The organism is Cryobacterium sp. Hh7 (assembly GCF_004403155.1).
In the GTDB taxonomy this organism is placed as follows: Bacteria; Actinomycetota; Actinomycetes; order Actinomycetales; family Microbacteriaceae; genus Cryobacterium; species Cryobacterium levicorallinum.
Genome location: NZ_SOHG01000048.1, coordinates 43020 through 67442 on the forward strand (window position 1 = coordinate 43020; position 24423 = coordinate 67442).

At 63.0% G+C, this 24423-nt stretch carries 28 protein-coding genes and 1 tRNA gene; 13 read left to right on the top strand and 16 right to left on the bottom strand.

Annotation, left to right across the window (positions count from 1 at the left end; genetic code table 11):
- The first annotated feature begins 487 nt into the window (after positions 1 to 487).
- Positions 488 to 1015: a hypothetical protein gene (locus E3T43_RS13320; protein WP_134472787.1), complete on the top strand. Its 528-nt coding sequence runs from the start codon at positions 488 to 490 to the stop codon at positions 1013 to 1015.
- Positions 1016 to 1135: 120 nt separating this feature from the next.
- Here the strand turns inward: E3T43_RS13320 and E3T43_RS13325 are convergent, their stop codons facing one another.
- From E3T43_RS13325 to trxA, 3 genes are all read right to left on the bottom strand, one after another.
- On the bottom strand, positions 1136 to 1447 hold the full coding sequence (locus E3T43_RS13325) for a transcriptional regulator (RefSeq protein WP_134472788.1): 312 nt from the start codon (positions 1445 to 1447) through the stop codon (positions 1136 to 1138).
- Positions 1448 to 2359, bottom strand: coding sequence for a hypothetical protein (locus E3T43_RS13330; protein ID WP_134472789.1), 912 nt, complete (start codon positions 2357 to 2359; stop codon positions 1448 to 1450).
- Between the two features lie 561 nt (positions 2360 to 2920).
- Positions 2921 to 3277 (bottom strand): thioredoxin, encoded by a 357-nt coding sequence (gene trxA, locus E3T43_RS13335; protein ID WP_104131200.1) that lies wholly within the window; start codon positions 3275 to 3277, stop codon positions 2921 to 2923.
- 125 nt (positions 3278 to 3402) lie between these two features.
- On the opposite strand from trxA, the gene E3T43_RS13340 reads away from it, so the two are divergent.
- The 3 genes from E3T43_RS13340 (at position 3403) to E3T43_RS13350 (ending at position 6279) form a co-directional block, all read left to right on the top strand.
- Entirely contained in the window at positions 3403 to 4779 is a 1377-nt protein-coding gene (locus E3T43_RS13340) for a rhodanese-like domain-containing protein (protein ID WP_134472790.1), read from the top strand.
- A gap of 178 nt (positions 4780 to 4957) precedes the next feature.
- Entirely contained in the window at positions 4958 to 5518 is a 561-nt protein-coding gene (locus E3T43_RS13345; RefSeq protein WP_241978986.1) for a rhodanese-like domain-containing protein, read from the top strand.
- Entirely contained in the window at positions 5515 to 6279 is a 765-nt protein-coding gene (locus tag E3T43_RS13350) for a sulfite exporter TauE/SafE family protein (protein WP_134472791.1), read from the top strand. The genes E3T43_RS13345 and E3T43_RS13350 overlap by 4 nt, the downstream gene beginning before the upstream one ends.
- A 15-nt stretch (positions 6280 to 6294) precedes the next feature.
- Here E3T43_RS13350 and E3T43_RS13355 read toward each other — a convergent pair whose 3' ends face one another.
- Complete coding sequence (locus tag E3T43_RS13355; protein ID WP_092453080.1) at positions 6295 to 6585, bottom strand: metal-sensitive transcriptional regulator; 291 nt, start codon at positions 6583 to 6585, stop codon at positions 6295 to 6297.
- A gap of 131 nt (positions 6586 to 6716) precedes the next feature.
- Between E3T43_RS13355 and E3T43_RS13360 the strand changes: the two genes are divergently transcribed.
- From E3T43_RS13360 to E3T43_RS13375, 5 genes are all read left to right on the top strand, one after another.
- The gene (locus E3T43_RS13360; protein WP_241978978.1) at positions 6717 to 7277 is read left to right on the top strand and encodes a hypothetical protein; all 561 of its coding nucleotides are present in this window, start codon (positions 6717 to 6719) and stop codon (positions 7275 to 7277) included.
- Entirely contained in the window at positions 7267 to 7800 is a 534-nt protein-coding gene (locus E3T43_RS13365; RefSeq protein ID WP_134472792.1) for a hypothetical protein, read from the top strand. Before E3T43_RS13360 ends, E3T43_RS13365 begins: the two co-directional genes overlap by 11 nt.
- Complete coding sequence (locus tag E3T43_RS13370) at positions 7797 to 8171, top strand: rhodanese-like domain-containing protein (protein ID WP_134472793.1); 375 nt, start codon at positions 7797 to 7799, stop codon at positions 8169 to 8171. The genes E3T43_RS13365 and E3T43_RS13370 overlap by 4 nt, the downstream gene beginning before the upstream one ends.
- A 480-nt stretch (positions 8172 to 8651) precedes the next feature.
- Complete coding sequence (locus E3T43_RS18820) at positions 8652 to 8795, top strand: hypothetical protein (protein WP_166791331.1); 144 nt, start codon at positions 8652 to 8654, stop codon at positions 8793 to 8795.
- Complete coding sequence (locus E3T43_RS13375; protein WP_134472794.1) at positions 8792 to 9214, top strand: YkvA family protein; 423 nt, start codon at positions 8792 to 8794, stop codon at positions 9212 to 9214. The genes E3T43_RS18820 and E3T43_RS13375 overlap by 4 nt, the downstream gene beginning before the upstream one ends.
- Positions 9215 to 9653: 439 nt before the next feature.
- Here the strand turns inward: E3T43_RS13375 and katG are convergent, their stop codons facing one another.
- Positions 9654 to 11966: a catalase/peroxidase HPI gene (gene katG / locus E3T43_RS13380; protein ID WP_134472795.1), complete on the bottom strand. Its 2313-nt coding sequence runs from the start codon at positions 11964 to 11966 to the stop codon at positions 9654 to 9656.
- A gap of 835 nt (positions 11967 to 12801) precedes the next feature.
- Positions 12802 to 13227, bottom strand: a complete 426-nt coding sequence (locus E3T43_RS13385) for a hypothetical protein (RefSeq protein WP_241978979.1) — start codon at positions 13225 to 13227, stop codon at positions 12802 to 12804.
- A gap of 318 nt (positions 13228 to 13545) precedes the next feature.
- On the opposite strand from E3T43_RS13385, the gene E3T43_RS13390 reads away from it, so the two are divergent.
- A complete protein-coding gene (locus E3T43_RS13390) occupies positions 13546 to 14241 on the top strand; it encodes a hypothetical protein (protein ID WP_134472796.1) in 696 nt (231 codons plus the stop codon).
- A gap of 138 nt (positions 14242 to 14379) precedes the next feature.
- On the opposite strand, the gene E3T43_RS13395 is transcribed toward E3T43_RS13390, so the two are convergent.
- The 3 genes from E3T43_RS13395 to E3T43_RS13405 all read right to left on the bottom strand — a co-directional run bounded on the left by E3T43_RS13395 (position 14380) and on the right by E3T43_RS13405 (position 15393).
- The gene (locus tag E3T43_RS13395; protein ID WP_134472797.1) at positions 14380 to 14640 is read right to left on the bottom strand and encodes a Txe/YoeB family addiction module toxin; all 261 of its coding nucleotides are present in this window, start codon (positions 14638 to 14640) and stop codon (positions 14380 to 14382) included.
- The gene (locus E3T43_RS13400) at positions 14637 to 14888 is read right to left on the bottom strand and encodes a type II toxin-antitoxin system Phd/YefM family antitoxin (protein ID WP_134441598.1); all 252 of its coding nucleotides are present in this window, start codon (positions 14886 to 14888) and stop codon (positions 14637 to 14639) included. The genes E3T43_RS13395 and E3T43_RS13400 overlap by 4 nt, the downstream gene beginning before the upstream one ends.
- A 109-nt stretch (positions 14889 to 14997) precedes the next feature.
- Complete coding sequence (locus tag E3T43_RS13405) at positions 14998 to 15393, bottom strand: hypothetical protein (RefSeq protein ID WP_134472798.1); 396 nt, start codon at positions 15391 to 15393, stop codon at positions 14998 to 15000.
- Positions 15394 to 15702: 309 nt separating this feature from the next.
- Here E3T43_RS13405 and E3T43_RS13410 point away from each other — a divergent pair, with 309 nt between their 5' ends.
- Positions 15703 to 16368 carry a hypothetical protein gene (locus E3T43_RS13410; protein WP_134472799.1) on the top strand — a complete coding sequence of 222 codons (666 nt, stop codon included), beginning with the start codon at positions 15703 to 15705 and terminating at the stop codon, positions 16366 to 16368.
- Between the two features lie 230 nt (positions 16369 to 16598).
- Positions 16599 to 17588, top strand: a complete 990-nt coding sequence (locus E3T43_RS13415) for a DMT family transporter (protein ID WP_134441606.1) — start codon at positions 16599 to 16601, stop codon at positions 17586 to 17588.
- 108 nt (positions 17589 to 17696) lie between these two features.
- Here the strand turns inward: E3T43_RS13415 and E3T43_RS13420 are convergent, their stop codons facing one another.
- The gene (locus E3T43_RS13420) at positions 17697 to 18140 is read right to left on the bottom strand and encodes a hypothetical protein (RefSeq protein WP_134472800.1); all 444 of its coding nucleotides are present in this window, start codon (positions 18138 to 18140) and stop codon (positions 17697 to 17699) included.
- A gap of 173 nt (positions 18141 to 18313) precedes the next feature.
- On the opposite strand from E3T43_RS13420, the gene E3T43_RS19055 reads away from it, so the two are divergent.
- Entirely contained in the window at positions 18314 to 18667 is a 354-nt protein-coding gene (locus E3T43_RS19055) for a tyrosine-type recombinase/integrase (protein ID WP_370449965.1), read from the top strand.
- A 49-nt stretch (positions 18668 to 18716) separates the two neighbouring features.
- On the opposite strand, the gene E3T43_RS13430 is transcribed toward E3T43_RS19055, so the two are convergent.
- From E3T43_RS13430 to eno, 6 genes are all read right to left on the bottom strand, one after another.
- A tRNA-Leu gene (locus tag E3T43_RS13430) sits at positions 18717 to 18790 on the bottom strand.
- Positions 18791 to 18864: 74 nt separating this feature from the next.
- Entirely contained in the window at positions 18865 to 20358 is a 1494-nt protein-coding gene (locus E3T43_RS13435; RefSeq protein ID WP_134472802.1) for an NAD(P)/FAD-dependent oxidoreductase, read from the bottom strand.
- A gap of 22 nt (positions 20359 to 20380) precedes the next feature.
- A complete protein-coding gene (locus tag E3T43_RS13440) occupies positions 20381 to 21712 on the bottom strand; it encodes a S8 family serine peptidase (protein WP_241978980.1) in 1332 nt (443 codons plus the stop codon).
- Complete coding sequence (locus E3T43_RS13445; RefSeq protein WP_134472803.1) at positions 21709 to 22254, bottom strand: DUF501 domain-containing protein; 546 nt, start codon at positions 22252 to 22254, stop codon at positions 21709 to 21711. Before E3T43_RS13445 ends, E3T43_RS13440 begins: the two co-directional genes overlap by 4 nt.
- Complete coding sequence (locus E3T43_RS13450; protein WP_134472836.1) at positions 22251 to 22736, bottom strand: septum formation initiator family protein; 486 nt, start codon at positions 22734 to 22736, stop codon at positions 22251 to 22253. The genes E3T43_RS13445 and E3T43_RS13450 overlap by 4 nt, the downstream gene beginning before the upstream one ends.
- Positions 22737 to 22999: 263 nt before the next feature.
- Positions 23000 to 24280: a phosphopyruvate hydratase gene (eno, locus tag E3T43_RS13455; protein WP_134472804.1), complete on the bottom strand. Its 1281-nt coding sequence runs from the start codon at positions 24278 to 24280 to the stop codon at positions 23000 to 23002.
- Between the last annotated feature and the right edge of the window lie 143 nt (positions 24281 to 24423).

Consider the following 24423-nt stretch of genomic DNA (forward strand, 5'->3'; position numbering starts at 1 on the left):
CAGGGTGCGCAGGAACGGGTCCGTGCCGGAAGCTTCCCATGCGGCCGCACTCACGATTCGCACGTTCACCTCGCGCCCCAGGCTGGTGCCCGCGAGACACCCCGATCAGCCGTGCTATCTCCCGTTTCGAATGCTTCCCCGTCGAATGCAGGTGGCGAATCTCAGCCCAATCATCCAATTTGATCACCTTCCATAATGGTTGGTGGCCCTGTTTTTAGTNCTGTTTTTAGTCGGCGCTTTTGGCCCTGTTTTCAGTCGGCGTTAACACGCCGCGATGGCTTGGGGCGACCCGCGAGGGAGAGCTCTATCCCGACAGATCGTCATCGGGCTGACCTTGATTACTCGATAGGGTGCGGAGATGGCATTGCATCCGATTGGCCTCGTCCCGCACGTCATCGCTGAGCTGCCTTCTCTCCAGGGTGGATCGATGACCGTGGGTGACTACCTGCCTCGTGGGCACGCTTCATATGCGCGTGTAATGAATCCCATGCATGACGATGACGGTCAACCGCTGGCCTGGTGGACCTTTGCTGCGGAGCAGTCCGAGGTGGACGCAACTACGAAGTGGACCGACCTCAACGTCGGCGCGAGGGAAGTAAATCGCACAATTGGAACCATCGAACCCGGTGTCGCCGCAACGCTCGCACGGATTCTCCGAGCACACACGCCGGCACCCACCGAGTGTTTCTTCCTCGTCTGGGAAGGGTACGCCGGGATGCGCGATGACCTACGAGACACGGCAAGCATTAAGATCCTGCCCGGTCGTGAAGTACTCATTCTCGCCGGCGACCTCGCCGATGGCGGGGAGCCCTTCGATGGGATGACCGGCGGCAGAAGTGCTCAGTGGTGGATGCCCGCGGATGGTGTGTGGGCAGTCGGTAACGACCTCTACGGCGCGAGCGTCTATGTCTCAGGAACCGAAGAGCTGATCACCGCCATTCTCGCCGCCGACGACATCGAGGCATACCGTGCAACAGCATCGATGCAGATCGTCGCTGAAGAGTGGGCTTCTTAGCTCCCTGCGGTCGCTGGCTCTGGGTCCGTTCCCGATAGGGGAACCCCTTGCGGGAATCCTGATCCGATTCGCCACGGCATATCCAGGAGCGGCGTGCGGCGTTTGGAGTAAGGCATTGATCTATGCCGTCGGCGCCATCCCCGCCGCGATGGCCTGCAGGGCGGCGATGTGGATTTTCATGGTCGCGGACCCAGCCGGTGTCGCAGTCAGCCAGGTACGCGGCCGGTTGCCCACGTATCCCTTGCGCACCACTAGATAGCCCGCCGTCTTTAGCGTGCTGATCGCTTTACTCAAGGCTGAGTCGTCGGTTTCCAGTAGATCGCGAAGGGAAGAGAAGTCAATTTCAATATCTGATCGCAGAGCGGCCATCACCGAGAAGCGCAGCGGTGTGAGCAAGGCATCGTCTAGATCGTGCCGAGGGTGGCCGGCCATTCAAGCTTCCCGGATTGGGGCGGGCCTGAACGACGCAACTACCAACGGAGCTGCAACGCAGATGCCACCAACGAAGCCAACGATGGTGAGATCCCAATCCGTGCGGGCAAGCACGGCGGCGAGGGCATTCATCAGGAGAAAAGTACAACCAAAGGCGATCCACTGGACGCGGCCCCACTCTTGGGCGAGACGAGATAAACCCCAACGGCTATCTCGCGTGGACATGATCGCAAGAATCAGTGCCGCGCTGGCTATGGACCAAGCATTGGACGAGGACAATCCTGCTGCTGCGCCGAGCACTCCTAGCCAGGTCCCGAGCACAAGTGTCACCACACGGGCGGTCAGGCTCAACGGCGCCAGCAATGTGGCGGCCGAGCGGCGAACACCGGCTTCCCGGGCCCGCAGAGCAGACCGGAGCGCCAAGGTACTAAGCGGCAAAACGGCAAGTGTAACGATCCCGACCAGAATTGGCAACGAGATCCCACCGGGAAATAAGGAAAGCAAGAGAAGCACTACCAGCGCGAGCGCAGACGCAGTCGAGACCAGCCGTCCGTGACGGCGAGTCTCTCCAGTATGCTCCGCGGGCAGCTGATCGCGCAGTCCCATTTCGAGCATGGACGCTACAAAAAAAGGAACCAGGAGCAAATGAATAATGTTGAGCCTGGGTATCTCGATGCCGGGACTCACGGCCCAACCTTCGGCCGCCACGCTCGCACTACTCAAGATCAACGTCAGGGCGCAGGTGAGGGTTGCCATAGCCATCCAGGCTTCAGCAATGGCTCGAGTGCGCGCGTCGATGGCCTCCCCAACCCGGACACCAACGTCATCCCCGGCTTTCAGCAGTGATCGAGCATGAGCTGTGGCTCCGGAAACTGTCATCCCATCGCAAGTGTCTTCAGATTGATCGCTCATCTTGTATCCCCCAACTGGCCAAGCCCCAATCCATTACTGTCAATATAACATCTAGTTTCCATCTTGCAAGTGACAGGAGGGTGTCGCTGATGCTGTGTAAAGCAGCGCGCGGCGGCGCTCTTTCTGACATGAGGGCTGCGCACATACCCGACCGTGGAACGAGGACGTCCTCGCCCCCGGCCGTGTCAGCCGTAGCCGCGCCGGTGGCCCGGTTGGCGGTCTGGCCAGCGCTGTCGAGCGTCGAGAGCAGGAGTACCGCCGTTAGCGTCCGAGTAGCCGGGACCAAAATGATCCGGTCGATTTTTCTTTCATATGCCCGGCGCATTGCTGGTTGCGAGGCACGCCGCGCATGACCTGATCAACGTGCTGACCGCAGCCCGCCCACGTTGTCTTTTGGCACACTTTGCACGTTACGGCACGACACATAATAGATCTCCATTCAATAAGGTGAGCTGCTAAAAGAATTATACCCCTGGGAGTAATTTACTTACTGGAGGGCAGGGACGTGCTCATGTGACCCTGCTGTGAAGCGGTCATGCGGTTTCTCACAGGGAACAAGGTTTAGCGGGTGGCGATACTGGCGCGCACGTCGTCCATGTTCAGGTTCTCGACGCCGGCAATGAGCTCTTCCAGGCTGGCCGCGTTCAGGGCGCCTGCTTGGGAAAAGACGAGTACGGAGTCCCGAAACGCCATCAGCGTGGGGATGGAACGGATGCCCGCGGCTGCGGCCAATCCCTGTTCCGCTTCGGTGTCGACTTTTCCAAAGGTGATTGCGGGGTGTTTTTCAGACGCCGCGCTGAATGTCGGGGCAAAACTGCGACACGGGCCGCACCACTCGGCCCAAAAATCAACCAACACGATGGGACTCTGGGCAATAGTCGCGTCAAAGGTGGTCTCGGTGAGATCCGTAATAGCCATACACGCAGACTATACCCTTAGGGGTATCTTGCATACCGTGCGGGGTATGTGTGAGACTGGGGCACATACCCACTACACGCCCCAATTCGTGTCGGCGTGGTGGGCCCCGACCTTTGGAGGCCACGATGATTTTGACCCAGTATTACCTCAACTGCCTGTCCCATGGCTCGTACCTCGTCGGTGATTCGACGAGCGGTCAAGCCGTCGTCGTGGACCCCCGCCGCGACATCGACGAATACCTCGCCGATGCGCAGGCGAATAACCTGACCATTATCGGCGTGATCAACACGCATTTTCACGCTGACTTCGTCGCCGGTCACCTCGAGCTGGCCGCAGCTACTGGCGCCTGGATCGGCTACGGTGCCCGCGCCGAGACCGAGTACGAGATCCGTCACCTCGCCAATGGCGAGAAGATCTCGCTCGGAGAGGTGGAACTAGAAATTCTCGACACCCCCGGGCACACCTGGGAGTCCATCAGCATCGTCGTTCGTGAACACGCCAGCGATGCCGTGGCCCATGCCGTCCTCACCGGCGATACCCTCTTCATCGGTGACGTGGGCCGTCCCGACCTGGCCGCATCCGTCGGCGCAGATCCCGACCAACTGGCCCGCGCCCTGTACGCGTCGATCCACACGACGCTTCTCGCCTTGCCCGATGCGGTGCGTGTTCTCCCCGCCCACGGCGCTGGTTCCGCCTGCGGCAAGAACCTCTCCGACGAGCTCGAATCCACCATCGGCAACCAGCGCCTGACGAACGCGTCTGTGCAGCCGATGAGTGAAGACGACTTCGTGACGATGATCCGCAGCGGTCAGCCCGCAATCCCCGGCTATTTCGCCGTCGACGCGATGATCAACCGTAGCGCGCACGAAATCATAGGTTCCACCCGCGAACTGGCACCGCTGAATCTGACGGATGTTCGCGCATCCGTTGAGCGCGGGGCCCGCGTTCTCGACACCCGCAGCCCCGAAGACTTCGCACTCGGGCACTTGGCCGGGTCCATTAACGTGGGACTGGACGGACGCTTCTCCGAGACGGCCGGAATGGTCATCGAGCACGACGACAGCATCGTGATCATCGCCGACTCCGGCCGTGAAGCCGAGGCCGGAATGCGGCTGGCCCGCATCGGCTTCGACCGGGTCGCCGGATATCTGACAAACCCGGCGCAGGCGTTCACCGACCTCGGCCCGCTGGTGCAGGTCGGTGCGCGGGTCGAGCTTGACGACTTCGAGGCTCTTCGCCGGGACACCGCCGCAATGATCCTCGACGTACGCAATCCCGGCGAGGTCGAGCAGGGCGCGATCCCGGGCTCCCTGCGCATTCCCCTGGCCGAGCTGAGCCAGCGCCACGCCGAAGTACCCGCCGGACCCGTGATCATCCACTGTGCCAGCGGCTGGCGTTCGAGCGTCGCCGCGAGTGCGCTGCGGGGCCTTGGCCATGCGGACGTCACCGACCTCATCGGCGGCTATACCGCATGGGCTGCCCAATATTCAGTGAAAGCCTGATGGCGATGACCCACGGCTGAACACCTAACCAACGTTGGCTTCACGGCAGACACGATCGCCAGCGGCCTGCCTCAGCGGCAGGCCTCCGGGCTGCCGGCATTGTTCCGCTCCCGCACCAAACTGAAACGGATTTACTATCTCTGACACCACGCACACCGTCAACACCTTCCCGTCACCGATTGGGGCAGACGAATTCCATCAGTGGGTTCTCCATCATGACGACCTGATGGTCATCGATGTGAGGGACGGCTCGGAGTTTGAAGCACGGCATATCCGGGGTTCGTATCACGTGCCGCTCCACCTGCTCAAAGAACACACTGACGAGTTTGCGGCGCAGCTGGCCCCGCGGGTTGTGCTGGTGTGCCAGTCGGGTCGACGCGCGGAAGAAGCGCGAAAGAATCTTGACACAGCTGGCCTGAGCGGTGCTCGTGTGTTGACCGGTGGTGTGGCGGGCTATGCCGCCGCCGGCGGCGATATCACCAGCGGTCGCTCCACGTGGGCCATGGATCGACAGGTACGTATGACGGCCGGATCTCTGGTGTTGGCGAGCGTGCTGGCGGGAAGGTTCATTCATCCGCAGTTTCGTCTTCTCGCCGGCGTCATCGGTGCCGGCCTCACGGTATCGGCCGCCACCAACAGTTGCACGCTGGGGCGAATTCTGTCGTGGATGCCCTGGAACCGCCCGGTTTCCGAACCCACGAAGAGCGACGTCCTCGCGCAACTGGCGCCGCACGCATGATCCTGACTGCGCTGCTTCTGGGAGTGATCGTGGGTGCGCTGCTCGGCCTGGTCGGCGGGGGCGGGTCAATCCTGGCCGTTCCGGCCTTGGTCTACGGTGTCGGGTTACCCCTCGACGAGGCGATACCAACCTCGCTGATCGTCGTGGGAGCGGCGTCGGCGGTCGCCGTGCTTCCGCGGCTGCGCACCGGCGTGAACTGGCGTCTGGCCGGTATCATCGGCGCCGCCGGCATTCCCACCGCCTACCTCGGCACCCTCGTAAACCGACTGGTTGATCCTCAGCTTCTGCTCGGCGCTTTTAGCGTGATCATGGTCATCGCTGGCGTGCGAATGTTCTTTGCCACCCCCGCCGCAACCGGCCCCTGCGCGCTGCCCGGCGGCGGAACCCGGTGGCGCAGCTGTCTGCCCCGTGCGCTGGCAACGGGCACCGTGGTCGGGTTCCTGACTGGGCTGCTCGGCGTCGGCGGCGGGTTCCTCATCGTTCCGGCACTGGCCCTCGTTCTCGGACTCCCCATGGGCGTCACGATCGGCACGTCCCTCGTGATCATCGTCATCAATTCGGTCGCCGGCTTCAGCGCCCACCTGAGCGACGTGCAGATCGACTGGGCCGTCACCGGCGCCTTCGCGGGCACCGCCATGCTGGCATCCCTCATCGCGGGCAGACTCAGCCGAAGACTCCCCGACCGCGTTCTCAAAACAAGCTTCGCGATCCTTGTGCTCTGCATCGCCGTGTACGTCGCGATTCGCGCCGTCGCTGGCTAGCTCTCGCGAGCGGGGTCAGGCGAGGGACAGGAAAAGTTTTTCAAGCTCATTGACACTGAGCTGCTTGGTTTCCCCATCCGCGCCGCTATCGATGAGACACTCCTTCATCGCCGACGAGATGATCGTGAACCCCGCCCGGTCAATGGCACTCGAGACAGCAGCCAGCTGGGTGACCACGGCACGACAATCAGCGCCGGACTCAACGGCTGTGATGACGGCGCCGAGTTGCCCCTGCGCGCGCTTGAGCCGATTGAGGGTCTTGCGCAGGTCGTCGCTGGCGTGGGTCGCGGGTTCGGTGATCCCCATGAGGGTGTGCTCCTGTTCGTAGGCGGATGCGAGGCTGGTTTTGTCTAAGACCAGGATACCCCTTAGGGTATCAGTGTATTCAAATATGGCAGCAAACGTTTCACGATGAACAGTAAATGAGGGCTATTCGAATGCGTGACCAACGCACCAGCAGGGACGAATCACCACGGCGTGCCCCTTGGCGCGGCAAGCTGCCCGGGCTCGGCGGGGACCTGCGTCGCTGGCCCTCTCGCCGCTGGTGGGTTGCTCTGGCAACAGCACTATTTACGGTGGTCTTCATTGCCATCCCGACGGACTTGATTGACACGCCATTCTTTTCGCGACAGATCCCGCCGACCGCCTGGTCGTGGCCGGTGCTCATCCTCAGCGCGGTCTTGACGGGCATGGTCACCGCCACCTATGTGGCGCACCCGGAAGGCGCCCCGCCCAGTAGGGCCGCCGGACGATTGGGCATGGCCGGTTGGCTGGTAACGTTCTTCGCGGTGGGATGCCCCGTCTGCAACAAATTAGTTCTCCTCGCCCTCGGCGCAACCGGAGCGATGCAATTCTTCGAGCCGGTCCAGCCGTATCTGGCCGCCGCGTCGATCGTTTTGCTCGGCTGGGCTCTCTATGCGCGCATGACTCGAGAAAATTCTTGCGGTCTTCCCGCTCGGACCACTGCCGTGACAGAGGCCCTTGATCGTGTTCTCTGACCTACAATCTTGGTCGACTCGACGCTGGATAATCGCGGCCCCCGTTGCCGCAGCCGCGTTCATTGCTTTTGTAACGGGCTACGCGCCCCGGGCGGACGACGTAGACGGTGCCCTGTGGTGGACGGTCGCGGCCACCGCACTCGGAGCGAGCTTGATCGGCTTGATCGTTGCCAGTTATATCGGCACCCCCATCGGCGCCGACGCAACTCTCTGCGACACACGGTGGCCAGCTCTGGGTCTGATAGCGCTGTATCTGACCACCGAAGTGCGCTCCCTCGACCCGATAGTGAGCGGTGCTGCGCGCCCGGTTCTGGCCGCCGCCGCCCTCACCCTGTTGATCTGGGCCCTGCGCGAACGACTGGTCAGTGAACGCCGAGCCACCACCCGCCGCGAATCGTCAGAGTCCGCTGAGGGTGAGGTCTGCACTACCTGCACGCCCTTGTTCCCTCGCTCCCGGAAAGTCACCCCAGAGCCGATCACACTGCCACCCACTGCACGCACCGGTCAGGATACCCAGCCATGAAGAAAGCACTCACCGGCATCACAATCGCCGTGGCGGCACTGCTCAGCATGGCCGCCTGCGCGAGCCCCGCGCCGGCGCCCTCCATCGCTGTCACCTCCAGTACGGTCATCATCGATGTGCGCACCGCACCAGAGTATGTCGGTGGACACCTTCAGGACGCCATCAATATTGACGTGCAATCCCCGAACTTCGACACTCTGATCGCGGCGCTGCCAATCGACGGGGACTACATCATCTACTGCGCCACCGGAAACCGATCGGCTGCAGCAGCCACCCGCATGGCCAACCTCGGGTTCACCACGCTGACCGATGCTGGCGGCATCACGGACGCGTCCGCCGCCACCGGACTGGCCATCGCCATCGACAGATAAGTTCCCTATGCCCGCACTTGCTTTATACCCCACGGGGTATACTGGACACTTCAGCTCGACCAACTAAGGAGTCACTATGTGCAGTCCCATGCGATGCGACAATTGCGGAAAAATCACTTGGACCGGATGCGGCATGCACGTCGATGAGGTTATGGCCGACGTCCCAACGAGTCAGCAGTGCACCTGCGCCACCCGCCCGAACTCCTAACCACCCGCGGGCGTCGCGAAGTTCTTCACTACCAAAAGATCGTGTCGATCTCGAAACTTGCGAATACGACGCCTGCCTACGGTTAGCTGCCGCCACTCACGGGGTTCCCCTGTGAAACGAGGAGCGAGGCCAGCCCTGACTTTGCGACTGGGCCCGAACCCGTGTCGCTCAAGGTTCCGCTTGCGGTCGTTTTCTGACGGCCGTGATGCCTCGCAGCGATGTACCCGCGGCTTTCTTGTCAGCAGCCGATCGCGGACTGCGAGAATCAGTACATGACCTCCATCGATTACGCGGCGATGCTCGTTGGGCGGGAAAAGGGTCTCGAAGGGATCACGCTGGAGTGGAACCTCATCATCGTCTATTACGCGGCTCGTGAGGCCCTCAGCATCTTTCGTTCGAACGGGGGCAGCTCATGACGACCTGGTGGGACGTCGCTCTGATCGTGCTCGGCGGATTGCTGGTGCTGTGGCTGGCCCTTGTTCTGGTTCTCTGGATCGAGCAACGCCGGCATCCTGGCGGTGCTTCACTTCGTGATCTCTTGCGCCTCGCGCCCGACGTCGCCCGGCTACTCAAACGCCTCGCCGCCGATCGAACCGTGTTGATCGGCGTTCGAATCTGGATCGCGGTGCTTTTGCTCTACTTGCTGTCGCCGATCGATCTCATTCCGGATTTCATACCCGTTCTCGGTTACGCCGACGACGCCATCGTTGTCGCGATCGCTCTACGATTCGCGACTCGTCGGGCAGGCAGCGATGCGGTAAAGAGACATTGGCCAGGAACTCCCGAAGGGCTCTCAGCCGTGCTAAGACTGGCTGGCTTGCAACCCTCGCCGTAATGCTCGCGTTCAGCGAACGATCCGAAACCGTCGGGCGGGCGTCCCGTTGAGGGTTCGGCGAACCTCTACCGGTCACGCGCATTCCTCAGCGAGACATGACCCCGGAAGGCTCAGGCCTTACGATCCGCCACAGAGAACATCAGCGGCACCCTCTCGCGACCCGAGGCCAAAGCAAATCCGGCCGGCGTCTCTACGAGTGAGGGCAACGGATTCCAGGGCATAGCGGCCCGTCCACCCTCGCAGGCCGTCGAGGTGCGAGTGTGGTCGACCACGTGCTGCCCGCGGAGGTTCCTTGGCCGTCCCCAGCCTGATCAATCCGTGAAACGTTCGGCTCGCGGCCTCAAGCGTCGTTCGGTCAAGGCCTCGACGACTTGGAGGCTCAGCGCGTGACCGCGCCGTGCCTCCACGCCGTCAGCTCGCCGGGACGCGACCTCCGGAGTCAGGCGGCCATCGCCCCGTAACGCTTGTGGCCATTGACGTCGTAGCGGTCGAGCATCATGACCTTCGACCAGACGCGGATGAATTCGCGGACGAACCGCTCTTGCCCGTCGCTGCCCGCGTAGGCGTCGGCGATCGACCGCAGTTGCGCGTTCGAGCCGAATACCAGGTCATTCCGGGAGGCCCTCCAGCGAGCCTCGCCGGTCGCCTGAACCCGACCAGTGAAGGTCATCGCGGTCTCGTCGTCCTTCGTCCAGATGAGGTCGGTGTCGGTCAGATTCACGAGGAAGTCGGTCGTCAGGACTCCGACGTGATCCGTGAGCACACCCACGTCGGAACCGTCCCAGTTGCTGCCGAGCACGCGGAGCCCGGCGTGCAGGACGGTCCACTCCGGTGCGGTGAGAGTGAACAGGTTCGCCTTGTCGAGGAATGCCGCCTCGGGCGCGACGCCCGGAGCAAACTCTTCGAAGCGCTCGGACACGAAGTTGCGGAACCCGTCCGCAATGGGTCGCAGCCACTCGAACATCTCGATGTCGGTCAACTCCTGCGTCGTGTCGACACGGCCTGGCGTAAACGGCACGCTGGCGTCAGATACTGCCGCCCGTGCCGCCTGCTCCACGGCGGCGCTGCCGGCGAGGACGATGAGGTCGGCGAGAGATACCTTCCGTCCGCCCGACGTCGCCGTGAAAGTCGCCTGCACGTTCCGCAGCGCGTCGATGACTGGGACGGTGCGTCGGTTGACCGCCCAGTCTTTCTGCGGCGATAAGGCCAGGCGGGCACCGTTCGCCCCTCCGCGCTTGTCGCTGTCGCGGTAGGTCGAGGCGGCGGAGAACGCCGTGTAGACGAGGTCGGACACGGACAGCCTGGTCGCGAGGACGGCTTCCTTGAGCGCTGCCACGTCGGCCTCGTCGAGTGAGTATCCTGCTGCGTCCGGGAGCGGGTCCTGCCAGAGCAGGTCGTCGGCGATGGTGACCTCCGGGCCGAGGTACCGGTGCTTCGGCCCCATGTCGCGGTGCGTGAGCTTGTACCAGGCCTTCGAGAACGCGAGGGTGAACAGATCGAAGTCGGCCAGGAAACGCTCGCATATGGCCCGATACTCCGGGTCGACCTTGAGTGCGATGTCCGAGGTCATCATCATGAGCGGGTTCATCTGACCGGGTACGTGGGCGTCCGGAGTCTTCGGCGCCTCCGAGTCAGTCGGTGTCCACTGCAGCGCGCCGGCCGGGCTTTTCGTCTGCTCGTAGTCGTACGCGAACAGGTTCTCGAGGTAGGCGTTGTCCCACTGTGTCGGGTTCGGAGTCCAGCTGCCCTCGATGCCGTTGGTCGAAGTGTGCTCGGCACTGCCGGTACCCACCGGGTTGTGCCAACCGAGCCCCATCGACTCGATCGGGGCTTTCTCGGGTGATGGTCCGATGTCGGATGCGGGTACCTGGCCGTGGCTCTTACCGAACGCGTGGCCACCGGCGATCAATGCCACCGTTTCCTCGTCGTTCATCGCCATCCGCGTGAACGTGATGCGAATGTCGCGTGCTGAGCCCAGCGGGTCGCCGTTCGAATAGGGCCCCTCAGGGTTGACGTAGATGAGCGCCTGGTGCGACGCGGCCAGGGGGCTCTGCAAGTCGTAGTCCGCGTCGCCGTTCTGACCATGCCAGCGTTCGTCGCGGCTCACCATCTCGTCAGGGCTCGCGACCGCGTGCGGGTTCCAGACCTCCGGGCCCCACCAGGTGCCGTCGTCCGGTTCCCACGCATCGAGTCGTCCACCACCGAAGCCGTACGTCGGCAGGCCCATCAACTCGAGGGAGCAGTTGCCGGTCAAGACCATCAGGTCGGCCCACGACAGAGCGTTGCCGTACTGGTGCTTGATCGGCTGTAGGAGTCGTCGTGATTTGTCGGTGTTGCCGTTGTCCCACCAGCTTCCGATTGGTGCGAACCGCTGCATCGCGGTGCCCGCTCCGCCACGGCCGTCGGCAATTCGGTACGTGCCGGCGGCATGCCACGCCATTCGGATCATCTGTGGACCGTAGTTGCCGTAGTCCGCCGGCCACCAGTCGACCGATGTGGTGAGCAGTCGCTTGATGTCCGACTTGAGCGTCGTGAGGTCGATCGTGGCGAAAGCCGCCGCGTAGTCGAAGTCCGCGCCGAGCGGGTCGGCGTCTACGCCGTTCCGGTGGAGAAGCTCAACCCGGAGACGCTGCGGGTACCAACGGTCCAGGGTCGGCGACTGACCGAAGGTGCCACCGAGGTGGTCGCCACCTGCTGGCAGCGCACCGCTCATGTGGAAACTGCATGTGTTGGTCTGGTCGTCAGTGCTCATTGATGCTCCCTGTGTGCTTTAGCTGGATGAGAAACGGTGTCGTCGGGGTCACAATTTAACGATTAGCCGCCGCATCGCAGCGGCGTCAATCTGTGGTGCAGCGATGCTTCGACGCTGCTGTGAGGCGGTGCGTCGCGGGCTCCCGACGTGACGGGAAGCCCGATAGAGAGATCGTATTCCCGCAAGGTGCGCGTGGCATGCCAAGAAAGTGACTGACTTCTAGACGGCGGTGGTGCGGTGGCCGAGCGCACGACGGCCAACCCAAATAAAGCCCTGCGCCGATTGCTGCGGTGCGGGCGGTGCGAAGCCCGGTGAAACCGACGCCGGAAGATGGGGGCTGTCGAGAGCTTGATTTCCGAGAATCGTGTTCCACTCGCGGTGACCTGGGAGCACCCCCGCCAGAGGCTCCTAGTGGGGAACCCTCTGCGGGACGGCTGCCGTCAGATCAATCCGGAGCGTTTGGCCGCATCTTGGTTTGTCATTGCGCAGAAAACCGCGCGGTCGCTCGCGATAGCCTCCGCAGACTCAGCACTGCTTTGAACACTGTGGTGAGTGCGACGAGAACGAGAACGCCTCCGGCCAACATTGTCTGCATGGACGAGGCCTGTGCGAGTAAAAACACGCCAAACCCCATCGCGGGGACCGCGATCCCAATCACTGACCACCATGCGAGCATTTCTTTTCTCTTCCCCATAAGTGCAGTATCCCCTACGGCAGCACTCTCGGCTTGACGATGACCACCCGGCCACCGGAATCAGGGAGTAGCGCACCCCTGACGACCAACCCTGTGCGGGACGGCCCGTCCGACTCCCCCTTAGACGGCGTGGGCCGACAATCAGAGAATCAGCTTCGGCCGTCCATCTGGCGTCTGACCGAATCGGGCAAAGAGCAGGAGTACGAGGGCGGCGCCTGACAACACCCCGTCTAACAGGCCAGCGGGAAGCAGTAAAACCATCAGCGCCAGCGTCACAACGCAATTGATCAAGGAGAGCGCAAGTCCCCACAATCTGTTCCTCAGAAGCCCGACCGCGCCCAGCACGTGCAGAGCCGCGAAAATTCCGCTCATAGCCATCATGAGATAGAGGTTTTCTTGCAGATAGGGAAGGGCGAAGACATCGGCATTTTCGACGATGGTCGTTTGCGGAATTCTGAGAGCCAAGAGGACAAGGACGCCAATGAAGACGAGCCCCTCCATAAGGACGCCTTGAACTAGGAGCAGTCCGGCTGCCCAGCGATATTGCAGCCGCTGAGTAGTGTCCATTCCGCAACCATATCGGCCACACGACGGTTCGAATGTCGAACCCTGCACGGGACAGGGTGCCCCACAGTAGGTCCTCTCGCGCTTCCTATCGCGATGTTGGCGAAGCTCAGCACGACTCTTCGGCGGTCGAGGCTTGCAGCAAGCGCTCGGCGGCTCGGCTACAAGAACGACGGCGACGAAACTGTCGCCATCTTGCGGTAGGCCCGGCTCCCGTGGAGGATGAGCGTCAGCGGATGTTCATGCAGCGAAAAATGCGGAATTCGATTCTGGGGGAACGTGATGACAGGCGAGCTGAGGACCGGCAGCAAGATTCGACCGGTGACCATTGATGATGCGGTGTTTGCTACGGGGCTGCTGGTCAGTCATGGCGCAACGACGCGACTCCATGCGGTGACGCACGGGCTCTATGACCAGTTCATCCGGGATGCCGGCGGCATCAGCGTAGCCACTGATCTCCCGGCGACCTGGGCCTCCGAGGATGTGGTTACCGTCGAGGGGATGTGGACGGGCGAGTCCATCCGGGATGCCCACGTTGTGGACCTCATCGCCCCTATCTCCCTGCCCGCCCGGCTCGGCGATGGAATTGATCCGGACATCGTACCCGCGGGTCGACTTGCCAGGAACGAAATTCTCGCCCCCGCCGTCCACAGTCTCACCCAAGAGCTGAGCGACGAGACCTTGCTCTTCTATTGCGCATACAAGATGACGGATGGATGGATTGGCATAGCCTGCGTAACAGATCCCGCACCGGTCGAGCACGCACTGCGTCCAATTCTGGGTGATGCGCTCGCTGTTGTGAAGGTCGAATGGACACCGCACGACATCAGACTCATTGACGCCTCTTTTGAATATGATTTCTCAGATGGTCTCGTCTCCATCGGGAAGTTCATGCACCCGGCTGGCCATTTCACTGCGCACGCGCTCGTGCGAATTATTACCCCAGAGATGGCGTCAACCCTCTCGCCCGTGGATCCCAACGCCATCATTCTGACGAGCTGGATTCAGAAAGCATGAGCTGGCGTTCCCAGCGAAGTGAAAAACAGTGAGCTCCGAGTCCACGGCGAACAAGAACGATCCTCTCGCTGCCGGCTTCGTCTTGGCGCGGCGTGTCCTCAAGGGGAAACCCCTACGGGAACTGAGCTAGACCTCGGGTTAGTAGTGTTCGCGGGCTTGCAGGATGACGATGTGATCGTCCGTGACGTAATAGACCAGACGGTTCGTATCGTCGATCCGGCGGGACCAGGCGCCGGAGAGGATGTGCTTGAGGGCTTCGGGTTTGCCGATACCGGCGAACGGATCGCGCAGTGCGTCGGCAATCAGCTGGTTGATTCGCTTGAGAGTTTTACGGTCCTGAGTTTGCCAGTAGATGTAGTCCTCCCACCCATTTGGGTCGAAGGCGATCTTTCGCGTCACGCGTCGAGGAGGTCGTGTCGCTCGAACTCGCCGCGTCGGGCCCGCTCGATCGCCGTGAGCAATCGCTCGGCATTGGCGGGGCTCCGTAGGAGGTAGGCCGTCTCGGTCATCGCGTCGTAGTCCTCTTTCGACAGGATGACCGCGTTTCCGTGCCGGGATACGACCTCGACAGCGATGTGGTCGTCATTGACCTGTTGGATGAGCCCAAATAGGCTCTTGCGTGCTTCCGTCGCGGTGATCGCCGACATGATTACCTCCCTGAGTAGTACTTGATAGCGTACCACTGACGGGTGCGGTGAGGGAAGTGCTCCGTTCCCGTAAGGGGAATGCTCTGCGGGACGGTCTAGGTCTAATTCTTCAGAGGGATTCGTGCCAGGACCGTCGAGTGGCGAGTCGGGCGGTCAGAAAGAGCGCAACGCCCAGGACTCCGAGGATCGCGGCGAATGTGATTCCCCAGTCCCACACGCTGGTCTGGGTATGTACTAGGAGGAGTTCATGCTCGCTTGTGAAATAGAAGCATTGGACCCCAACGGGGAAGAACGAAAATGCGCCGTCCGTGGTCCAGCCTGCTGAGGGCAGAGGCAGATTGCCTAGCTCAGGGTTCTGATAGCAGGATTCTCCGATACCCGCATGTGAGATGATCGCGAACTGAAGCCCCGCCAGGGCGATGAGGGCCATCGACGGAATGCCGAGGATCCAGGACCGCGCAGTCACGGCGAGGAGCACGGGAAAGGCCGGTCTTTGCAGTTGCATTTCGTGTACCCCCTCCTCAACAAAGTACGTGCTGCCAGACACCGGGGTAAGCGTTTGAAGAAATCACTAGCCTGACAGAGTCAGTGCCCGTAACCGAACCACCATGGGGCACATCAACGAGTCAGCTACACCAACAGCAGCCCTCTATTCTGATAACCGACACATCGTAGAGAAATATTCATAGCTACGCGGGAGTCAGTTGCTCAGATGCCCCTTGTCGCGACGGTCTGCGGCAGGGTTCCGGGTCCGAAAGTCGCGCCTGACCAGCACAGCAGTGCTGTGCTGCCATATCTGAAGAGGGAGCAATAGATGAAACGATCGCCCATCACCACCGCACTTGACGTGATCGCCGTCACCGCATTGGTCATCTCGGCAACTACGGACGTCGTCAAGGCCAGAGAGGAATGGCGACTTCGCCTGGGCTCCGCATGGGCAGACCACAGTCGCCCGCGCCGATTTCGGAGGCAACTTCAGCAACGGATGGATCAAAAGACGAGCCCTGAACTTGCCGACCTGATCTACCAAGGAAATATGGATCAGGCGATCGAACTCGCGAACCAGCTCAACCCGGATGAGATCCGTAACCGTATTTTTCGTGACGACGAACGGCACCTTCATGACGAGGCGCCCTGTGATGTTTTCCTTCGCCGCTGGTACCAGACTTTGGAGAGCCCCTACCTACGTGCTGAAGCTGCGGACTGTTTTGTGAGCGCCTATACGACGGAACTCGCGCCCGTACCGAACGGCGAGTACATCGGTGCTTATATGCGTACCGAGTCGTTGCGCGAAGTCATCACAAAGATCGCCAGCGCGATCCTTGGTCCAGAGTTGAAAGACCTGGAAGATACTCCTGAGCACCCGCTCGATGCCGCCTCGGCAGAAAAGTGGCGTGCCGTCGGCCGGATCCTTGCAGATATCGAGTTGCCTCCCGTCGTATCACCAGTCGCTCCTCCGGAGGAAGCAGAGACGAACTGACACAGGTGGCCACCCGCGCATCCGATCGCGGGTACCACCCACTCCTGTTTTCCGCCTTCCGCAGGGGAACCCCCTGCGGGACGACACCCTTGGTCGGCAGATGGCTCGTATGGCACACGAGAATAGCCCTTCCTGGTGCGCGGGTCCACCGGGTGTTCGGTCTGCTGCTCATGATCGAACTGAAATCATGGGTGTCAGGTCGGCTCGAGGCTCGGAAATAGAATGCGAGCATGGTCAACACCGCACTTCATCGACGACTTCCCTTAATGGCCGTCGGAATCGCCGTGGTGTTGTGGTCGACGAGCTTTGGAATCAGCAGTGAGGTTTTGAAAACGGCGTCACCCGCCGTGCTCTCGGTCGGCCGGTTCGCGATCGGCCTGATCGTTCTCGTGCCCCTCGCCGCACGTCGGCCGCTTTTCGCGCGTACCCTCCGCGATCCGCGAACGATTTTGCTCGGGCTCCTGGGGGTTGCGATTTATTACTCGCTGACCAACATCGGTCTTGAGTTCACTACTCCTGGCACGGCCGCTCTCAGCAACGCGGCGCTCCCTGCACTGACCGCCCTGCTCGGTCTGTTCATCCTGAAGGAGCGCCTGCCTCCCCGCACGATTGTCGGACTCGTGCTCGCGACCGCGGGCGTCGTCATCGTGGCGGGTGCGGGCCTCACTGTGGATAGCGGCGTGCTGCTCTGCCTTATCGGCTTGGCCAGCTACTCACTCTATACAGTGCTTCTCCGTAAGGGTGTCCTCGCCGAGCCCCGAGAACGCGCGGCCGGCGGCCGACAGACGGCCGAGTCCGTTGATCCGCTCGTGCTGGCGACGGCGACCGCCGTGTGGGGAACGGCGATCATGCTCCCCTGGCTCGTCGCAGAGATGGCGGTCGGCGCGGCCGCCATCCCGAGCGGATGGGGAGGTCTCGGGGGTCTGTTGGTCCTCGGTGTCGTAATCACCGCGCCGACTCTCGTGCTTTTCAACTTCGGCGCTGAACGCCTTCCCGCTGCAGCCACCGGCGTGCTCACCGCAGCAATTCCGGCACTCGGCTATCTCTTCGCCCTGGTACTTGGCGAACCATTCGACGCGATGACCGCACTCGGCGGCGCAGTCGCGCTCGTCGGCGTCGCCATCGCCTCGGTCACAGCTCCCTCGACCGACTCGAGTCCGGCCGGTTCAGGCTTACCCCCACACGAGGACGTGGCCGCCGGCACTTCTGCAGTCGACTGATCACAGAGCAGGGGCCAGTCAGGGGCGCAGTGCGGCACCGAGCAGTCACCAACGCCACCACAAGGCGCTCAACTCCACATGCCAAACCAGGCGCGCACCCGCATGCCCCTAAGGCCGACCTCGACCAGGACGGAACAACCCGCGGTCGTGTTCCGCGGAGGGCCATATGAAGGCTAGGACCTTCATTCCCGTAAGCCCCGCCCGAGAAAATACCCGGTGAAGGGAGGATAACCGGGGCAGAAATATCGCTGCTAATTCCTTGCCCGGGGCTTCGGGACCGTCGAGCTGCGTCGCTGCCTCGCGCTGGACGGCGTGGTCGCCAGGGTCAGGGTTGGGGCCGATCCAGATGCCGCGGGCGTCGAGGCAGGGGTACGAGACCAACCGTGGGTGTTCGGTGCGGACGAGCCGGATGTCGGCTTCGCGGGTGATGGCGCGATGGGCGTCGGAAGTGCAGAAGTACGCGACCCGGTCGACGTTTTCGTGCACGAGGCGGTAGCCGTGATTGGTCACGATCTTCTGGCACCGCTGCCACGACTCCAGGGGTCCTGACATGGACGTCTTAGGTCGATTTATTTTGTCGTAACTCAGAGCCGTTCTTTGATGGCGTATCGCAGGATTAGGCCGGTGCCCGGATAGCGGGTCTGAGTTTCTGTGAGACTCGAGCAGAGCTCGCTGACGGCGGCGGTTTCGCGTTGGGTGGGCATCGGGTCCAGCGTGATGGTCAGTTGGCACTGCTCTGCGCCGACAAGACACCCGACCAGATCCTGTTCGGCAACGGTCTGTCGCACCAGCGCACGCCGTCGACTCGGGACGGCTGGCTGCTCTACGCCCTCAAACGTGCCCGGGAGATCGATCTGACCTTCCCACGCGTCACGCCCCACGCCCTCCGGCACACCACCGCGAGCCTGGCCGTGTCCGCCGGCACGAACGTCAAAGCGCTGCAGCGGATGCTCGACCACGCCTCGGCCGCGATGACCCTCGACGTGTACGCGGACCTCTTCGACGACGATCTGGACAGCGTCGCAGTGGCCCGCGATCAGGCCCGGATGATTTCAAGTGTGGGCAAACGGGGCACCTGACGCACCCGTCACCAACTTAAAACCGAGATCAGCGTAGATATATTTGCGGTGCCCCCACTGGGACTTGAACCCAGACTGTGACGATTTTAAGTCGTCTGCCTCTGCCAATTGGGCTATGGGGGCGTGCCCGGTAACGGGCGGGTCAAGCATAGGTGCTGCCGAGCGATGCGATCGCCCGGCAGCACCTATCGAAACAGCTACTTTGAAGCGGATGCCTCGGCGGCCGCCTTCTGCGCAGCGGGTGCCGTGGTGGCCGAAGCAGCCTCGGCTGCAGCAGCCTTGACCGTGGGCTTGCGCGGCGCACGGGGCGCACGCGGGGCCGCCGGAGCCTTGGCCGTGGGGGCTGCAGCGGGCGCTGCAGCAGGCGCCGGCGGCTTGGGACGCGAAACGAACTCTTCGAACACGGCACGCGGGTTCTCGGTGGCGCTCAACGACACCACGTCGCGGCCGAGGAAAACGTTGTTGACCCAGCCCCACACGACGCGCAGCTTGCGCTCCCAGCTCGGCATGGCGAGGCCGTGGTAGCCACGGTGGGCGAACCAGGCCGGCATGCCCGTGATGGCCAGGTTGCCGCTCTGAAAGACACCGACTCCAACGCCAAGGCCGGCAACGGCGCCCATGTTCTTGTGGAAGTACTGCACCGGTGCCTCGTCGCGCAGCACGGCAACGATGTTCTTGGCGAGCAGCTTGCCCTGACGCACAGCGTGCTGGGCGTTCGGCACGCAGTTGCCGCCGACGCCGCCACCACTCAGGTCGGGGACACAGCTCACATCGCCGGCACCCCAGGCGTCGGCGATGATGTCGTCTTCGGTTCCGACGCGCAGGTCGGCACGAACCTGCAGGCGACCGCGCTCTTCGATGGGAAGGTCGGTGTGGCGCACGATCGTCGGGTTGGCCATGACGCCGGCGGTCCAGACGATGAGGTCGGTTTCGAAGGTCTCTCCGGTGGAGAGCTCGATCTTTCCGTCGACCGCGCTGGTCAGCTGGGTGTCGAGGTGAATCTGGGCGCCGCGACCGGCGAGGTTGTCGATGACCCAGAGGCTTGTCTTGAGCGAGACCTCGGGCATGATGCGGCCCATGGCTTCGATGAGGTGAAAGTTGGTGTCCTCGAAGCTGATCTCGGGGTACAGGGTGAGCAGCGAGGTCGCGAACGAGCGCAGCTCGGCAAACACCTCGATGCCGGCGAAACCGCCACCGACCACAACGAACGTGAGCAGGCGCTCACGCTCGGGGCCGGCCGGAAGGGCTGCCGCCTTGTCGAAGTTGGTCAAAACGCGATCGCGAATGGCGACGGCTTCTTCGATGGTCTTGAGTCCGATGGCCTGGTCGGCGACGCCCGGAATCGGGAACGTGCGCGACACCGCACCGGCGGTGACCACGATGATGTCGTACTTGAACTCGTACGGCTCGCCGGTCGGCGGGGTGATCGTGGCGGTCTTCTCGGCGTGGTTCACGTACGTGACCTTGGCGGAGATGACGTTGGTCTTCTTGAGGTGGCGACGGTGCGACACGACCGCGTGACGCGGTTCGATGGATCCGGCAGCGACTTCCGGCAGGAAGGGCTGGTACGTCATGTAGGGCAGCGGGTCGACCATGGTGACCTCGGCTTCACCGGATCGTAGCCACTTCTCGAGCTTCCACGCCGTGTAAAAACCGGCGTAGCCGCCACCAACAATGAGAATTTTGGGCACGATGAGAAGGCCTCCTACTGGATTATGATTGTGCGAAATCTTTGGGGTTGCGCCGAATTCGCTTGATGTACCGAGTGGCCCCAATGCCCACCAGCGTTACTAGGATACCAAACCCTAAGAGTACAGCGAGCGGCAGACTGATATAGGTCAGTGTCAGCTGGTTCGGGAGCCACGCCGTGAGCACATTCTGCACCGGCAGCGCCGGGTCTTCATCGACCGCAGCCGGAGCCTCCGCAACGGGAGTCTCGGTCGGAACCACGTCAATCTGAGCCCGCCGGTGCAGCGTGATCCACTCCGTGAGCAACTCGCTCGGAGTGGCCTCTGTCGCCGGAGCGACATAGCGGGTGACGGCGGCAGCGGCATCGATCAGGCCGTTGCCATAGATGGGGCTCGGCACGCTCCGCCCGTTGGCGTTCGCGGTCGCGATGACCCGGTTCATGACTCCCGCAGCGTCGAGCGTCGGATAGGCCGCCCGCACCAGGGCAACGAGCCCGGACACGATCGGCGTCGCGGCACTCGTGCCGTCCCACTGTACATAGGTCGAATCGGGCGTCACCCCGACGAGCTTCTCGCTCGGCGCAGCGACGGCAATGGTGATGCCTTGCGAGGAGGCATCGAAGCTCGCCGATTTTTCGCGGTCAACGCCGGCGACCGTCAGCACGCCGGGAATCGTCGCGGGAGCCCCGACTTCGGTGGTTCCGCTCCCCCGGTTGCCGGCGGCGGCCACAACGACGACATCATTTTCGAAGGCATAGAGAAATGCGTCATCCCAGCTCTCCGGCCAGTACAACGTATTGCGGGTGAGGGACATATTGATGACGTCCGCCCCATTGTCGACGGCCCAACGGATGCCCTGCGCGATCTGGTCGTCGTTACTCACGGCAGAACGACTGCTGCCAAACCCGACCGACACCGCCAAAATGGATGCCTCAGGCGCCACGCCGATCAGGCCGGTACCGTCGCCAGTGCCGCGTCCGGCCAGAAGCGAGGCGACCAGGGTGCCATGCTCGCCCTCATCATCGTCGCCGGCGACCGGGGTTTGACCGTTTGCGGAGCCGAGCCCGGAGACATCCGTTCCCCCGATGACCGCGCCGGTCAGCTCGGCCACGTTGCCGTTGACTCCAGAGTCGATGACCGCGACCGTGACGCCGGCGCCGCGCGTGGTGTTCCACGCTTCGGTGAAGCCATAATCGGCGAGCCAATACTGCAGGTCGCGAATCTGATCGGCGTGCGCGGCGGGCGCGTCGAGCACGACGGAACCGGCCACGGTACCGCCGAACAGCGCCGTGGCCAGCGCGAGCCCGACGCCCGCGCTGACCCGACGAGCGCTGACCCGGTGCGTAGTCGCGGTCACGCCAGGGCCGCCCCGGATTCGTCCATCGGCGCCGCAGAGTAGTCCAGACACTCGCAGACCGTGGGCGACCAGGTGGCGCGTTCCAGCGCGAGGTCGCCGACCGGATTGACGCCGGGTCCGGCCGCCAGCGAGTGGGCGGCCAGGGCGTGCAGGCATTTCACCCGGTTCGGCATGCCGCCGGAGGAGATGCCAGCGATTTCCGGCACGCTTCCGAGCTGGTCGCGGTCGAACAGAAAGCTCTCGTGGGCAGCCTGGTAGGCCGCGCGCACGTCCGCATCGTCGGCGAGCAGGTCGTTGTACTCGTTCATGACCTGGGTGGCTTCGAGGGAGGAGATCGCTGCGGTGGCCGCGGGGTGGCAGAGGTAATACAGCGTGGGGAACGGGGTGCCGTCGGCGAGCCGCGGTGCGGTCGCCACGACGGTCGGCGCGCCGCAGACGCAGCGGGCGGCGATGCCGACGACGTTGCGGGCCGGTCGTCCGAGCTGGGCCGAGACGAGGTCGATGTCGGCCGCGGTGAACGGGTCGAACGGCGGTCGGGTCACGGTGCCACCGTTTCCGGTGTCGCGGGTGTTAATGTCGCGGGTGCTCCGGCTTGCGGGGCGAGGCCGGCGGTCATGGTGGAGGCGAACAAGGAACCCAGCCAATCAATCTTGGTGCTTTGGATATTGGTACTCACCGGCGCGGCATCCGCTTCAAGCGGGGTAACGACCGGTAAATCGTTGATGACGAGAAAGCTGATGTCGCCGGGCAGTACGTAGAACAACCGCTCGCGCGCCTGCGTTGTGACGTAGGTGCGGTCGTTCCAGCGTTCACGCTGGCTGGTGAGGCGGTCGACCTCGTCCTGTTGATCGGCGACGGCCCTGCTCAACTTGCTGATCTGCTGCCGCTGCTCGGCGTAGGTGCGCAGGCTCGGCGCGAGAATCACCACGGCGAGCACCAGAATCACCATCATCACCAACGAGAAGCCCGAAAAGCGGATGCCGCGCAGCCAGCCGCCGGCGGGCGTTTCCGTCTCCGAGACCATGGGTGGCCGCTGTACTGGTTCACGCTGTACTGGTTGACGGTGGGCTGTTTGCCGCTGGGCCTGCGGGCGCTTGCCCGACTTGGACTGCGCCGGCTGGGGCTGGGACGGCGTCTGCTGAGGTCGCTTCGGCGCCATCACAACTCCTTTCGCTGGTCGGTCGTGTCTGTCAGTAAAAAATGGTACCAAGGGAAAGCTGTGGGCCCCCGACCAACCGAAATATCGGTGGTCGAGGGCCCGATGGTGCTATTGCTGCTGAGTGCCTGCTACGCGGTGAAGCGGGGGAACGCGGTGCGACCGGCGTAGACCGCGGCCTCGCCGAGTTCCTCTTCGATGCGCAGCAGCTGGTTGTACTTAGCGACGCGTTCGCTGCGGGCGGGGGCGCCGGTCTTGATCTGGCCGGCATCCGTTGCGACGGCGAGGTCGGCGATGAAGGTGTCCTCGGTCTCGCCGGAGCGGTGCGAGATGATCGCGGTGTAACCGGCGCGCTGGGCGAGGGAGACGGCATCCATTGTCTCGGTCAGGGTGCCGATCTGGTTGACCTTGACCAGAATGGAGTTCGCAGCCGAGAGGGAAAGGCCCTTGGCCAGGCGCACCGGGTTGGTCACGAACAGGTCGTCTCCGACGATCTGCACCTTGTCGCCGAGCGCAGCCGTGAGGTGGACGTAGCCGTCCCAATCGTCTTCTTCGAGCGGGTCTTCGAGCGAAACGAGCGGGTAGTCGGTGACGAGCTCAGCGTAGTAGGCGCTCATCTCTTCGGCCGAAAGCTTCTTGCCCTCGAAGTTGTAGCTGCCGTCCTTGAAGAATTCGCTCGCAGCGACGTCGAGGGCGAGGGCGATGTCCTTGCCGGGAACGTAACCGGCGTTTTCGATCGCTTCGACGATGAGGTCGAGCGCTGCCCGGTTGCTGGGCAGGTTGGGGGCGAAACCGCCCTCGTCGCCGAGGCCGGTGGAGAGGCCCTTGGACTGCAGCAGGGCCTTGAGCGAGTGGTAGGTCTCGACGCCCCAGCGCAGGGCCTCGCTGAACGACTCAGCACCGAGCGGAACGATCATGAATTCCTGGATGTCCACATCGTTGTCGGCGTGCGATCCACCGTTGATGATGTTCATGAGTGGCACCGGGAGGGTGTGCGCGTTCGGGCCGCCGAGGTAGCGGAACAACGGCAGTCCGGCCGAGCTCGCGGCGGCCTTGGCCACGGCGAGGCTGACGCCGAGGATGGCGTTGGCGCCGAGGCGCTCCTTGTTGTCGGTACCGTCGGCTTCGATCAGAACGAGGTCGACGATGCGCTGGTCGGTCGCGTCGATGTCTTCGACCGCGGGGCCGAGGTCGTCGATGACGGCTTCGACGGCCTTGAGCACGCCCTTGCCCTGGTAACGGGCCTTGTCGCCGTCGCGCAGCTCATAAGCCTCGAACACGCCGGTGGACGCTCCGGACGGCACCGCGGCACGGCTAACCGTTCCATCGCCCAGCAAAACCTCGACTTCGATGGTCGGGTTGCCTCGCGAGTCGAGAATTTCGCGTGCGTCTACTGCCTCAATTAGGGCCACAACTGTCTCCTGTTTTGTCGGGATTGACGCCTGGTCGGGCGCCGGGGTACTGGTCGGAATAAAGGTAGGGGTGTGCCGGACGCTTTTGATGAACTCAGCCCAGGCGAATTCAGTCTAACCAAACCCGTCGGCCGTTCGCCGAA